The 14,446-nt window shown below is 42.8% G+C and carries 10 protein-coding genes, 1 tRNA gene and 1 pseudogene; 7 read left to right on the top strand and 5 right to left on the bottom strand.

Going from position 1 to position 14,446, the window contains the following annotated elements:
* Positions 1-76: 76 nt before the first annotated feature.
* A complete protein-coding gene (locus CDG77_RS23590) occupies positions 77-442 on the top strand; it encodes a DUF1818 family protein (protein WP_094331790.1) in 366 nt (121 codons plus the stop codon).
* 50 nt (positions 443-492) lie between these two features.
* Positions 493-566 (top strand) — tRNA-Pro (locus tag CDG77_RS23585).
* A 195-nt stretch (positions 567-761) separates the two neighbouring features.
* Here CDG77_RS23585 and CDG77_RS23580 read toward each other — a convergent pair.
* Positions 762-1,271, bottom strand: a complete 510-nt coding sequence (locus tag CDG77_RS23580; RefSeq protein WP_094331789.1) for a HugZ family pyridoxamine 5'-phosphate oxidase — start codon at positions 1,269-1,271, stop codon at positions 762-764.
* A gap of 278 nt (positions 1,272-1,549) precedes the next feature.
* On the opposite strand from CDG77_RS23580, the gene CDG77_RS23575 reads away from it, so the two are divergent.
* Positions 1,550-3,034 (top strand): CIA30 family protein, encoded by a 1,485-nt coding sequence (locus CDG77_RS23575; protein ID WP_094331788.1) that lies wholly within the window; start codon positions 1,550-1,552, stop codon positions 3,032-3,034.
* A 225-nt stretch (positions 3,035-3,259) separates the two neighbouring features.
* Here CDG77_RS23575 and CDG77_RS23570 read toward each other — a convergent pair whose 3' ends face one another.
* The 4 genes from CDG77_RS23570 to CDG77_RS23555 form a co-directional block, all read right to left on the bottom strand.
* Entirely contained in the window at positions 3,260-4,072 is an 813-nt protein-coding gene (locus tag CDG77_RS23570) for an alpha/beta fold hydrolase (RefSeq protein ID WP_094331787.1), read from the bottom strand.
* 171 nt (positions 4,073-4,243) lie between these two features.
* Positions 4,244-4,486, bottom strand: a complete 243-nt coding sequence (locus CDG77_RS23565) for a hypothetical protein (RefSeq protein WP_223269937.1) — start codon at positions 4,484-4,486, stop codon at positions 4,244-4,246.
* Positions 4,483-5,790 (bottom strand): Nramp family divalent metal transporter, encoded by a 1,308-nt coding sequence (locus tag CDG77_RS23560; RefSeq protein WP_094331786.1) that lies wholly within the window; start codon positions 5,788-5,790, stop codon positions 4,483-4,485. The genes CDG77_RS23565 and CDG77_RS23560 overlap by 4 nt, the downstream gene beginning before the upstream one ends.
* A gap of 304 nt (positions 5,791-6,094) precedes the next feature.
* The gene (locus tag CDG77_RS23555) at positions 6,095-7,783 is read right to left on the bottom strand and encodes a SulP family inorganic anion transporter (protein WP_094331785.1); all 1,689 of its coding nucleotides are present in this window, start codon (positions 7,781-7,783) and stop codon (positions 6,095-6,097) included.
* Positions 7,784-8,170: 387 nt separating this feature from the next.
* On the opposite strand from CDG77_RS23555, the gene ccmS reads away from it, so the two are divergent.
* The 4 genes and pseudogenes from ccmS (at position 8,171) to CDG77_RS23530 (ending at position 14,343) form a co-directional block, all read left to right on the top strand.
* Complete coding sequence (ccmS, locus tag CDG77_RS23545; RefSeq protein WP_094331784.1) at positions 8,171-8,599, top strand: beta-carboxysome assembly chaperone CcmS; 429 nt, start codon at positions 8,171-8,173, stop codon at positions 8,597-8,599.
* A gap of 202 nt (positions 8,600-8,801) precedes the next feature.
* Positions 8,802-8,987 (top strand): annotated as a pseudogene (locus CDG77_RS23540) (IS1634 family transposase); the annotation flags it as partial.
* Between the two features lie 235 nt (positions 8,988-9,222).
* A complete protein-coding gene (locus CDG77_RS23535; protein ID WP_094331783.1) occupies positions 9,223-11,706 on the top strand; it encodes a beta strand repeat-containing protein in 2,484 nt (827 codons plus the stop codon).
* 75 nt (positions 11,707-11,781) lie between these two features.
* The gene (locus CDG77_RS23530; RefSeq protein WP_094331782.1) at positions 11,782-14,343 is read left to right on the top strand and encodes a CHAT domain-containing protein; all 2,562 of its coding nucleotides are present in this window, start codon (positions 11,782-11,784) and stop codon (positions 14,341-14,343) included.
* The last annotated feature ends 103 nt before the right edge of the window (positions 14,344-14,446 follow it).

The raw sequence follows: 14,446 nt of genomic DNA, 5'->3' as shown, positions 1-14,446 counted from the left end.
CTTAAAATGATTATCATTATTGTTTAAAATTGGATTCTTGGTTTTTGTTGATTAATTTATTCTTTGGAAGTCCCTTATGGAACGCGTTCTCAAAACCGGATCTGGCTGGCGGATTGGCTGGAATCCCGATGCACCTGAATTTAAAGGTTTAGTCGGTACAGATAATTGGGCGATTGAGTTAACTGAAGCCGAGTTGAATGATTTTTGCCGTCTACTAGCACAGTTAGCAGACACTATGAAGCAACTTGCAACTGAATTAATGGAAGAGGAAAAAATTGCTTGTGAAGCCGAAAGCGATTTGTTATGGATGGAAGTGGAAGGCTATCCTCATGATTACAGTCTGCGCTTCATCTTGAATACAGGGCGATGTGTAGAGGGTAAATGGGATGCTTCTGCTGTTCCAGATTTACTACAAGCTACTGGAATGCTTAAAGTTTTTTAAATTTGCCTCTTGATTATCCTAGAGCTTTGCTATATGATAGTAATTCTGACCGGGGCGTAGCGCAGCTTGGTAGCGCGCCACTTTGGGGTAGTGGAGGTCGTGGGTTCGAATCCCGCCGCTCCGATTGATGATAAGCCATGCCTGCTAGTCTTTTCAAAGGATTGGCAGGTTTTTCAATAGCTTTCTATCCGAAAAACTCAACCGAATACCAATTACGTACCACACAGAGTATAACCATTTATTGCCTAATTTTGGGGGTTATCTTTGTGTTCTTTACACCCCCTGAACGCTTACCAAAATTACAGACATAATTCATAATTTATCCCTGCTTTTTGTCAGTATCTCCTGCGATCTGAACAAGTTGATGGAGGTTATCACCACTGACATGATATGCTCCCCCAAAACCAACTACAAAACGACCTTCACTAGGAGTTAGCTGGAAAATCCGAAAGTCAGACAAGCCCCGCAAAACCTCGATAATTTGACCAAATCGCCCTTGAAATTGCTCAACTATTTGATTCCACTTGTCAGTTTCACGTTCTATCAAAGTTGCGGTACAATCAAAACTCAAACGACGACGGGCAAAAATTAGATTACTCTTGGCTTCATCCTCGATAAACAAGACACTAACATGAGGATTAGCATAGAGATTTTTGGTATGAGTTGAAAGACCACTAACATAAATATAGATATTCTTGGAATCATCCATTACTAAAGGTGCATAACTAGCATTGGGTATTGCCTGGGCGCTAACAGTGCTAATGATTACACTCTCAAATTGTTCAGGAAACTTTTCGTACTCAGCTTGAATGTCTTCAAATTGGCTCATAAGTAAATTACGTTTGATTGGGAACACCTAATTAAGTATCCTATATCCTACGTGATTGAGCGATATTTCCGACAGGCTATGACGCTCAAATACTCGCTATCGGTATTGCATGGAATACCAAATTATTTGGTTTAATTGTAGCTAGTCTCCATCATTGGAAGGAATAGCTTACAACTCTCTCCTTTTCATTGTCCTTTAATCAAGCAAAGTTCTGAGTACTGGAGGATTTGGAGAAACAGACATTGGGCTAGACTTAAGAAAGTTATGAGGACGCAAATATGACTGACAAAAATCGTTCTCAATGGGATTTAGGCAGGTTTATCGAAACCCTGACTTACTTTGAGGTAATTCCTTTCCTTAACTGGGTACAGCAGTTAATCCAAGGTCGTCCTAAGGATAATCAAGATAGACCCAATGGAGGGAGAAACGTGGGTGTAATACTAGTAGCAGGTGCAACAGGTGGTGTAGGTAAACGAGTCGTGGAGCGATCGCTCCAACAGGGTTATAAAGTTCGCGCCTTAGTTCGAGACATTGACAAAGCGCGGTCAATTCTTGGTCATGACATAGACTTGGTTGTTGCGGATATCACACAACCAGAAACCTTAAATTCTTTAGTAATGGCTGATATCCAAGCTGTAGTTTGTTCTACAGCAGTGCGCGTACAACCAGTTGAGGGAGACACAGCAGATAGAGCCAAATATTATCAAGGTGTTAAATTTTACCAGCCAGAAATTGTTGGCGACACCCCAGAAAATGTAGAATATCAAGGTGTTAAAAACTTAGTCCAAGCGGCCGCAAAATATTTACCCCAAGCAAACGAAAAACTAATATTTGATTTCACAAAGCCATCAGCAGAATTAAAAGATAACTGGGGGGCGCTGGATGATGTTGTTATGGGTGGTGTGAGTGCTAGTAATATCCAATTAGTAGAAAATACAGCTTTATTTGCTGGTAATGTCTCCACCGCTAACTCTGGCGGATTTGCTTCTGTCAGAACTAAGAATTTTGACCCACCCTTCAATTTATCTGGTAACAAAGGTGTGAAATTGCGTGTCAAAGGTGACGGTCAGCGTTATAAAATATTCTTACGGACAGATACAAAATGGGATGGCATAGGTTATAGCTATTCTTTTGACACTGTAGCTAATACCTGGATAGATGTTAACATTCCCTTTGCAGATTTGATTCCCGTCTTTCGGGCAAAAGTTGTCAAAGATGCGCCGCCAATTGAGCAGAGTAGAATTTGTTCGTTCCAATTGATGTTGAGCAAATTTGAATATGATGGGGCTTTGAATCCCAAATTTTCCCCCGGTGGTTTTAGTTTACAGGTGGAATCAATTAAAGCTTACGGCGGGACAACTTTACCACAATTTATTTTAGTCAGTTCAGCAGGCGTGACTCGTCCCGGTCGCCCTGGTATTAATTTAGATGAAGAACCGCCAGCAGTGAAATTAAATGACCAATTGGGAGGAATTTTAACTTGGAAGTTGAAGGGAGAAGATAGTTTAAGAGAAAGTGGAATTCCTTATACGATTATCAGACCTTGTGCTTTAACTGAAGAATTAGGAGGTAAGGAATTAATATTCGAGCAAGGTGATAATATTAAGGGCAAAATCAGCCGTGAAGATGTGGCAGAACTTTGCGTGCAAGCGCTAAAAATAGCGACAGCTTCTAATGTTACTTTTGAGGTAAAACAGGGAGAGAATAGTTTGAACTCTATAGATTGGCAGAGGCTATTTTCTTACTTAGAACAGGATAAATAAATTAGGACTAGTATTTGATTTGAAGAAAAGATACGTAGGGGAGCCAGTCGTGTGGGCGGGTTTCCCGACTTGAGCGCTAGCGACTGTGCGTAGCGTCACTGGCGTTGTGTTAGCACGGAGAGTACGGCACCAAGCCCTTGATGATGGTGCGTTACGAACTGCGTTCTAACACACCCGACAATATCTAATTTTGTTCAAAAATCAAATATGATTTCTATATAGTTTCTATATAGTGTAAGTTGGCTTAAATTTCCGCAGGAAGTTAAGCATGGCTGAAATCACAGTATCCGGTGACTCAACTAAGAAGCCATGACCACCACTGTCGAGGACTACAAGTTCAGCGTTGGGAATGCCTTGGACAAGTTGCTGAGAAAACTTTAGCGGGGTAAGAATGTCTTGTTTCCCAACTAGAACTAGGGTAGGACAATGAATTTGTTGAAGGCGGTCTGTTGTGTCAAAGTCAAGCATAGCTCGACTGTGATGATGGAGTGAATGAGTCGCTGGTGGGAAAGGATATCTGATTGCAAATTCGATTAGACCTTCAATCATCCCAGGAATCGAGTAGAAGGTATCTGTAAATATCCAGGGTAATATGACTTTTTCATAAAGTTTCAAGTCTACATGACCGCAGAGATCGCCCCAAGTCTCAATGATGCTGTTAAATAATCGATCGCCCTTTGCTAAGGATGAAAGTAGCATCAGACTTTGTACCTTTTCAGGATGTGCTAACACTAATTCTTGCGCTATCTGACCACCCATTGAATGACCTGCTAGATGCACCTTATCGATCGCAAGATGGTCGAGCAATGCTGCAACATCATTAGCCATCTGTTTCAGACTATAGGGGGTTTCGGGAGCAGAACTTCGCCCCATACCTCGGTTGTCTAAGCGAATCACTTGATATTGTGAAACCAGTGATGGCATGAGCAGTGACCAATAGGCACTATCGCAAAGGAAGCCAGCTATTAAGAGCAAAGGCTCACCTGTTCCCTTAATGTCGTAAAACAAATCAATCCCGTTAATCTGAATCTTTGGCATAGTCAATAATTCTGCTGAACCCGATCTGAAGCAGGGATGGACAAGGCTACACTCCTACGTCTTTAATCTCTCATCCACCGTTGATAGCCGTTGGCGAGGCGATTAGTTCCTCGAACATGGTATCATTCATACTCTGGGTACATGCAAATGCTGTGTAAAAATTGGATAATCCTAGCTAGCCTGACCAACTTGTGTAGCTTCTGGAATTTCAATCAATTTCCCAGTTTTGACATCGTAGAGATAGCCATAAATCGTAATTTCTGGTGGAACTAATGGGTGAGTGCGAATTCGTTTTACGTCTGCATAGACACTTTGTGACTGTTCTGCGATCGCACCTGTAAAGCTACCTTGTTCAAGCTTTTGCACCCCTTGGTTATAGTAATCTTGAAAGTTCGCCCCTTTCAGAGGTTTCATCCCAAAATACTTTTTAATAGCAACCAAACATTTAAACCAACGATAACAATAGCAACTAACCAAGCTAAAGATTTTAACCACAAGGGATTCACAAACTCACCCATCAAGCGGCGATTACTCGTAAACATCACCAATGGAATCACTGCAAATGGTAACTGTAAGCTGAGGATAACTTGACTGAAAACTATCAGGCTACTTGTACTATGTTCGCCAAAAATAATGATGGTAATTATCGCTGGAATGATGGCAAGCAAACGGGTTATTAAACGGCGTAACCAAGATGGAAAGCGAAATTGCAAAAAGCCTTCCATAACAATTTGTCCTGCCAGGGTTGCAGTCAGCGTTGAACTTTGTCCAGAAGCAAGTAAGGCAATACCAAAAATAGCACTGGCAAAACTAACTCCTAACACTGGCGAAAGTAATTTATAAGCATCTTGAATTTCTGCTACATTCTGATTGCCAGAAAAATGAAATGTCGCAGCAGACACAATTAAAATTGCTGAGTTGATAAATAGTGCTAAAGACAAAGCAAAAGTTGAATCAATTGTGCCAAACTTAATTGCTTCCCACCTTTTTTCAGTATTAGGTTGCCAATCACGGGTTTGCACAATTGATGAATGTAAATATAAGTTGTGAGGCATCACTGTTGCCCCTAAAATACCGATAGCAATATAGAGCATTTCAGGATTTTGTAAAATCTCTTTTTTGGGTAGATATCCCAACAAAATACCCCCCAGATCGGGACGAGAAAAGAGAATTTCTGCTGTAAAACAGATGCCTACTGTTGCTACCAGCATTATTACCAGTGCTTCTGTATAGCGAAAGCCTTTATGTTGCAGGAATAACAATACCAGAACATCCAGTGCTGTGATGCAAACACCCCATATTAAGGGAATACCAAATAAAAGTTGTAGGGCGATCGCACTTCCTAGTAGTTCTGCTAAGTCACAAGCTGCGATCGCAATCTCACACAGTACCCACAAACAAAAGCTTACCCTTGGACTGAAATAGTCCCGACAAGCCTGTGCCAAATCTCGCCCCGTAGCAACTCCCAAACGTACACATAGTGATTGGAGTAATATTGCCATCAGGTTCGACAACAAGATTACTGTTAATAGTGTGTACCCAAACTTTGACCCCCCAGCGATGTCTGTTGCCCAATTCCCAGGATCGATGTATCCCACTGAAACCAAATACCCTGGCCCTGTATAAGCCATCATCTTGCGCCAAAAGCTGCTGCTGTTAGGGACTTTAATGCTGCGGTGAACCTCTGGTAAGCTAGGTTTGTTTTCTGGGGGAGCCATTTATTTTGCCGTCGTTCTTCTCATATTTTTTTCATAATCTCATAAAATATAGAATAAACATCAACCTTTAGGCGAGTATGGATCGATAATTTGGATTTACCACCAAGTCGCCTTCTCTACGAGATACTACGCGAACGGTAGCGTCTGGTTGGTATAGCCTCTCGTAGAGAAGAATTTGTAGAGTGTGCGTAAGTCCTATAAACGATCAATTCAGTCCACAGAAAGAAAAACGAACCGCAAAGGACGCAAAGAACACAAAGAAAGAAGTTAAAAGGGTTTGGCGCAGCCTCACAAAGAAATGGTATCAGTCATTTAATTCCATCAATTCTTTTGTTTTCAAATCAGCCGCTATAGGTAAAGAACATCCTTGAATTTGAGGAGAGATAGAGCAAATCGCATCTGTGGTTGTTTCAAAACAATTTGATAACCCAATTGTTTTTAACAATCCTGTTCGTTCTAATAGTTGTTGGACTTCGGGTTGTAAACCTGTGAGAATTAAGCGGCAATTGTGCCGTTCCAAATCGTGGTAAATATCCTCTAAAGCTACTAACCCAGTTGTGTCCATATTTGGTACAAAGCGCAACCGGAGAATTAAATATTTCACTTCGGGTTCATCGCGGAGGAAAGTAGCAAAGCGTTCAGCAGCACCAAAAAATACGGGGCCATCTACCCGATAAACGGCAATTTCCTTACCTAATTCCAGAGGAGTACCAGGGGGAAATACTTCGGTTTCAGGTATTTTTACTAGGCTTAAATCGCTCATTCGTTTGATGAACAATGCTCCGGCTGCAATCAATCCCACTTCTACAGCGAGAACTAAATCAAATAAGATTGTTACTAGCCAGGTAAGAATCATCACTGCAAAGTCGGAGTAGGTAGCACGCATCAATAAACCAATCGCTTCCCACTCAATCATCCGCAGGCTAACTACCATCAAAATCCCAGCAAGTGCGGCTAAAGGAATTTGTGCTGCTAGGGGTGCTAAAGTTAAAACAATAATGGCTAAAGCAACGCCGTGAATTACCCCAGATAGTCGGGTTCTCCCGCCAGAACGGACATTGACAGCAGTCCGAGCGATCGCACCTGTTGCCGGGATACCACCAAAAAATGGGACAATAATATTTGCTAATCCTTGACCAATTAATTCGCGATCGCTATTGTGTTTTTCGCTCACTGTCATCCCATCAGCCACAACTGCCGACAGTAACGATTCAATACTTCCCAGTGCCGCCAAAGCCAAAGCCGGATTAATCAGTTCTCGAATCACACTAAAATCATTCCAGTGAGGAATACCTTGAGGCATTGGTAAAGATTGCGGAATGCTGCCAATTGTCGGTACATTCAGATGGAAATAAGCAGCTATCCCGGTTGCCAACACCAACCCCACTAAAGAACCTGGTATTGTCGTATTTATCCTGGGCCATAAAATATTGGCTGTCATCACTACCATTGCTAACCCAACAGCAGCCCAATTTAGAGCTTCTACATGAGTTAAACTTTGCCAAAGTCCCGGCAAAAAGTGTTCGCTACGTGGTAGCTGTAAACCAAAGAAATTATTTAATTGACCACAAAATATAATCACGGCAATACCATTGGTAAAGCCTGCCGTCACTGGATAGGGAATAAATTTCACTAGCTGTCCAAGTTTGGCAACCCCCAAAGCAATTTGGATAATCCCAGCCATCACCCCAGCAATCCAAACTTTCTCAAGGCCGTACTTGGCGACAATTCCCACCAAAACTACAGCCATTGCCCCTGTTGGCCCTGTAATCTGTACCGGCGAACCACCAAAAATTGCCGCGATAATTCCCGCCACAATCGCTGTATAAAGTCCCGCCTTTGGTTCCACACCACTTGCTACCGCGAAGGCTAAAGCTAAGGGCAATGCCACCACTGCTGCTGTTAGTCCTCCCGTCAAATCGCCACGCAGTCCACTAAACCAGCGATTCAGACGCAAAAGCCGTGGTTCTTCGAGGATATCAGAGATTGCCATATTCAGTTTTAACTCTTATACACAATTTTTCGATGCAGATATAGATGTCATCTCATAATACCCAGAACTTCAAAGAGCCTACGGGTAAAAGCTCCTTTATTATAGACATCTCCGAAAAAAGTCAATAATTATATTACTGTTATTAGCTTGTAGGGTGTAGTCTTGAAGAATCCGCCCGTTTTGGTTTTAGATGAAGCTACCTCGGGGGTGGATAATTAAACATAAGGGGCAATCGAGCGATTATGTCATGGAACATGGGAAATTACTAGTATCGGGAAACCATGAACAATTGCTAGAGAAATCCGGGATTTATGCTAGTCTCTGGCGTGTACAATCAGGCTTAAGATAATTTTCGCGTCTTTTTTCTGTCTCAATTACGAATTATTTATGTTTTTTGGCAATAATCAACCAGAATCGGGTGATAACAAGTGGCGTGGCCAGTTGGATAGATTTGTAAAAGCAAATCAGCAGGACTTGGCGGCGCTGTTTTGGGGATTGTGGTTAGCAAATGGTGACAGTCAGGGTACTGTTGGTATTGATTTGCAACCAACGCCGCATTTCGTTTATTGTCCGAAAGAGCAGATAGAGAATTTAAATATTAAAGTTGAAAATCGGCTTCAAGAAATATTGGGAATTATCGAGAATCATAAACCTGAACTGGAAGTTGTGATGATTGGGATTGGTAAGGGTGAAATTAAGTTAATTCAGTTTGCACCAGAACCCGCACCACCCATTTGTTTTGAGCAAGTTGAGAAGGATGTAGATGGTTTATTAGAAGCTTTAGAACAGCGCATGAATGAAACTTTTAATTTATGACTACCTAAAGCTTCAAGTTTCTTCATAGGGGTAAGCAGAAAATATTGGTGTAGCAATTATTTCTCATTCTTCGGCTTTAAAAGTAGCTGAAGGCTATAGCAATCATATTGGATTTTTGAATAAATCTAAGTATATGTAGAGTGGATTTTAAAAATAAAACCCACCTTCGGCAGGTGCGATCGTAAATGCTGTATTTTTGAAAAAGCAATCTACTGAGCGTGGTTTTCGCTTTCTCAAAGACCCCCTATTCTTTACTTCCAGTGTCTTCCTCAACTCACCCAAACGTGTTGCTGCATTAGCCATGATTATGGGCTTGTGTCTACTTGTTTATAGTTTGGGTCAAAAAGCACTACGTCAAGCACTCCATAGAGCTAAAAAGACTATCGATAAGGGCCGGAAATCAATTTCGGGGATTTAACAAGGACACCTTGTTTCTTGCACTGCGTGTCTCATAAAGGCAAGGCGGCTTCTCGGAGAGTAACAAATCTTTTTATTTTTTCCATAAATACATTTAGTTGCTCTCAAACCATTTTTTATGTTTTCCTTCTTTTGCCTTGCTTGCTGAAAGGAATCATTTGATTTAGGGAACTCTAGCTATTAGGCTATGAATTGGGAACTAAGTTATGAAAGCTACCTATACTTGTTCAAGTTGGGTGAATAGAATCTTGACAATTGGAATGATGTTACCTTTAGGGGCAATACTTCTGGGGAGCAAATCTACTAACGCTCAGGTAACTCCTGATAGCACCCTCAATACTAGTGTCTCCCAAAATGGCAATAACTTCACCATCACCAACGGTAATCGAGTTGGCAACAACCTCTTCCATAGCTTCAGCCAATTCTCAGTTCCCAACAACGGCTCGGCTTTCTTCAATAATGCCGCAGATGTGCAAAATATCTTTAGTCGTGTAACCGGGGGTAATGTTTCCCATATTGATGGTTTAATTCAGGCGAATGGTAGCGCTAATCTGTTTCTGATCAATCCTAGTGGTATCGTTTTCAGCGCCAATGCCAAACTTAATATTGGCGGCTCGTTTATTGGGACAACTGCTGAGAGCATTAAATTTAGTAATGGTGCTGAGTTTAGCACCATTAATCCTCAAGCTCCTCCATTATTGACTATCAATGTTCCCCTTGGCTTGCAAATGGGCAGCAATCCTGCACCGATAACCGTTCAAGGTACAGGACACTCCTTAACCGCAACCAGTGGAATGACTCTGGCTCCCTTACCTCGGATTCCCAGTTCTACAAAACTGCAAGTACAGCCTGGAAACACGATCGCTTTAGTGGGTGGCAACCTACATCTAAATGGAGCAACCTTGAACGCCGACCAAGGACAAGTAGAATTAGGCAGTGTGAGCGGTGCAGGACTTGTCAGCCTCACACCAAACCAACGAGGCTACACACTAGGGTATGGAGATATACAACACTTTGGAGATATTCAGCTAGCAGAGCGATCGCTATTAGATGTGAGTGGGATCAATGCCGGTTCCGTTCAAATTCAGGGTGAACGAATTCAATTTACTGATGGATCTCTGGTACTGGCACAAAATCTTGGTAATCTCCCCGGTGGTGACATTCACCTCCAGGCGACAAAGGCGATTAATCTAATAGGCACAACACCCAATGCCACAATTCGGAGCGGGATTCGCAATGAAGCTTTTGGTCGGGGAACTGGGGGAAACATTAGCGTTATTACTCCCAGTTTAACCCTCACTCAGGGAGCAGGTTTGAATAACTCAACATTGGGATTGGCTCCTAGTGGCAATATTCAAATTGAGGCAATGGCAATTGATTTATCTGGCTTTTCACCTATTAATCCCAGTGTTGTCACCACCCTTAACACTACTACCTTAAGTACGGGAAATGCCGGCGATGTGGTAATCAATGGTAATAGTCTACTAATATCAAGTGGTGCTTCACTGTCTTCGAGTACATTTGGTAGTGGGTCTAGCGGTAAAATCACGATTCGCAACACTAGTACAACGGTGACGGGAGAAAGCCCTTCAGGACTTTATAGTAATATCGGTATAGTTACATTTGCCACTGGAAATTCAAAAACCTTAACGTTGAATACCGCCAACTTGCAAATTCTGGATGGAGGAGCAGTTGCTGCCACCGCATTTTTTAGCGGTAATGGGGGAGATTTAAACATTAATGCCAGCGAATCGATTACAGTTAGCGATCGCGGCAGAGCAAATAACAGCAACATTAATGCATCTACCATTCGACCCGATCCCCTATTGCGGAAGCGATTCGGTCTGCCAAATATACTGACGGCTAATGCAGGTACTGTGAATATTACCACCCCAAAGTTGACCTTGACCAATGGCGGAACGGTCAGTGTCACTAGTCAAGGCAGTGGAAACGGTGGCACTCTGAAGATCGATGCAGATACGATCCGATTAAATCATCGAGGGTTTATTCAAGCCCAAACAGAATCTGGTAATGGTGGCAATATTAGCTTACAAACCACAAACCTGTTATTTCTCCGAGACAATAGCCTGATTAGCTCAACAGCCAGTGGTAATGGTAATGGGGGTAATATCAACATCAATGCACCCATCATTGTCGGATCAGAAAACAGCGATATTGTTGCTAATGCAGTGCGGGGTCGTGGTGGTAATATTCAAATCACGACCCAAGGCATTTTTGGTCTGAAATTTCGCGACCAACTTACACCAGACAATGATATTACAGCAAGTTCACAGTTGGGTGTGAATGGGAATGTGCAAGTTAATACTATTGGTGTCGATCCAAATTCTGGCTTAGTAGAACTGCCAGCGAACATCACCGATCCATCGCAGCAAATAGCCAGTGGTTGTTCTGTCAACCAAGGCAGCCGCTTTGTGGCAACAGGACGGGGTGGCGTGCCGCAAAATCCCAATCGAGATGTGACGAGCGATCGCACTTGGTCTGATACCCGCGACATTTCAGGATACCGCAAAAAAAGTCAGGTAACTGCCCAGATCCCAGCATCCCCAGAAGTCATTGTCCAAGCTACTGGTTGGCAATTTAATATACAGGGCCAAGTTGAATTAATTGCGGCGCAATCTCCCACACATGTAGAGCCACAGCTAAATTGTGCGGGGATTTCCAAGAGTTAATTTGCCAAGAATTATCTAACAACCTGAAGGTAATCTAATACATAAATTATTAAACATTAATCTCGGCAATTACTTATGCTTTTCCCAATCAAACAACGTCGGTGGCTCTATATCAATCTAAGCATTTTGAGCTTGTGTTTAACAATAACCATTACACCTGCTGGAGCATCTCTGCAAGTACTGACAACTTCTACCCTGAATGTGTTAGCATCCACTTCCCAGGCTAGCAATTGGCTAGAACAGGGACGGAATCTTTATCGTTCAGGACGCTTTGCAGAAGCAGTAACGATTTGGGAAACGGCAGCACAACAGTACCAGGCTCAAGGCGATCGCCTGAACGAAGCCCTAAGCTTGAGTTACCTTTCACTGGCACAACAAGAACTTAATCAATGGGACGCAGCCAGTCAATCTATTAAGCAAAGTCTGAAACTGTTGCAAACTTCTATTCCCTCTGCTGATGCAATTCTCTGGGCGCAGGCACTCAATACCCAAGCAAATTTGCAATTTCATAATGGCAAAGCCGAAATTGCCCTCGAAAATTGGCAACAAGCTCAAAAATATTATGAGCAAGCAGGCGACAAAATGGGTAGCTTGGGTAGTCAAATTAACCAGGCACAAGCTTTCCAAAGTTTGGGATTTTATCGCCGTTCTAAAGAGCAGTTGGAGACGCTAACTCAAAAGTTAAGAGCAATGCCAGATTCAGAAATTAAAGTTAGTGGACTGCGATCGCTTGGTTTAGCCCTGCAAATGACTGGCGATGGTAAGAGTAAAGAGGTGTTAGAGGAAAGTTTGGCGATCGCTCGCAAAACTCAAACTACAACTCAGTTGAGTTCTATCCTACTAAGCTTAGGAAAAACCGCCGTTGATTTGCAAAATCCAGAAGCGGCATTGGATTACTTTCAACAAGCCCAACAGCTAACCACCAATCCAAGCGATCGCTTACAGGCGCGTTTAGCTCAGTTTAAGCTTTTCCTAGATTACGACAAGCCTGAGTTGGCTACCCCACTTGCACCTCAACTACAACAACAACTTCGAGAACTACCCCCCAGCCACACTTCTCTTTACGCGGCGATCAATTTTGTTGCCACCCTGAATCGACGGTCAAATTCTGAGCAAATCGTACCACTGAAAGACCAGGCGCAACTCATGGCAGTTACAGTCAAGTCTGCACAACAGATCCAAGATGCTCATGCAGAAGCTTACGCATTGTATCAGTGGGCAAAACTCTATCGTCGGACACAGCAATTATCACAAGCACAGCAGTTAAGTCAAAAATCCCTCAACATTGCGCGTCAACTCCAATCTGAGGATATTATTGCTCAATCTGCTTGGCAGGTGGGACAGTTATATAAAGAACAAGGCGATCGCCAAGAAGCAATTACTGCTTATACAGAAGCGGTTAAAGCTTTAAAGTCAATCCGGGGAGATTTGGTTGCCATCAATCGTGATATTCAGTTCTCTTTCCGTGAAAGTGTGGAGCCTGTTTACCGCGAACTGGTAGGTTTACTTTTAGATCGGCAACCAAGTCAGGCAGCACTAATACAAGCCCGTGATTTAATTGAGGGTCTGCAAGTTGCAGAACTCGATAACTTTTTCCGGGAAGCTTGTTTAGATAAGTCTCAGCAGATTGACCAAGTTGACCCCAATGCAACTGTTATTTATCCGATTATCTTGCCAGATCGCCTAGCAATAATCCTTTCCAAAACTGGACAACCATTGCGTTATTATGCAACACAAAAATCTCAAGTGGAAATCGAACAAACTCTAGACAAATTACTCGTTAGCTTCAATCCCGTCTCAGATTTTCAAGAGCGCAATCGCTTGTCCCAAGAAATTTATAGTTGGCTAATTCGTCCTGCCGAAATGGATCGAGCCTTCAAAGACACCCAAACACTAGTATTTGTTTTAGATGGTCGATTACGTAATATCCCTATAGCAGCCCTGTATGATGGGAAGCAATATCTGATTGAAAAGTATGCTGTTGCCCTCTCACCAGGAATGCAACTAATGGCTGCGCGATCGCTCCAGCAAAATCACATCAGTGCGATCGTCGCCGGCATCAGCGAATCTCGTAATGGCTTTAGCGCTTTACCTGCGGTGGAATCAGAAGTTAAGCAAATCTCCAAGACAGTGCCATCTTCGACGTTGCTAAATGAGCAATTCACCAGTCAAGCCCTTGCCAATCGTGTCAAATCTAGTAGTGCAAGTATCGTCCATTTGGCAACCCACGGACAGTTTAGCTCCCGTCTTGAAGATACCTTCTTGCTAACTTGGGATGGAGAAGTCAATGTTAAGGAATTATCTGAACTCCTCAAAAACCGGGGTAACGAGCCATCAAAAGCGATTGAGTTGCTAGTATTGAGTGCCTGTGATACAGCAGCAGGAGACGATCGTGCCGTTCTGGGACTAGCAGGCTTGGCTGTCAAATCTGGTGCCCGCTCAACTATCGCCACTCTCTGGCCCGTCAAAGATAAAGCAGCCGAGATGCTGATGACATACTTCTATGACCAACTGCGACAACCCAAAATCACTAAAGCTGAAGCACTGCGGCAAGCTCAAATCAACACGCTCCGTCAAACTGATTTCCACGATCCTTTCTTTTGGTCTGCCTTCGTTTTGGTTGGGAACTGGCTGTGAAGGAGGTGGGGGGTAGAAACTCTTTATATCTCAGTTTTGAGTCCTACATTTTGTACTTCACTTAAAAAGCAAACTGCTGTAAATCACGAGCCTCAATCTACCT

Origin of the sequence: Nostoc sp. 'Peltigera membranacea cyanobiont' 213, from assembly GCF_002245975.1 — a bacterium.
Taxonomy (GTDB): Bacteria; Cyanobacteriota; Cyanobacteriia; order Cyanobacteriales; family Nostocaceae; genus Nostoc.
The sequence above is the reverse complement of the archived record's forward strand: the minus strand, read 5'-3'. Positions and strand labels throughout refer to the sequence as shown.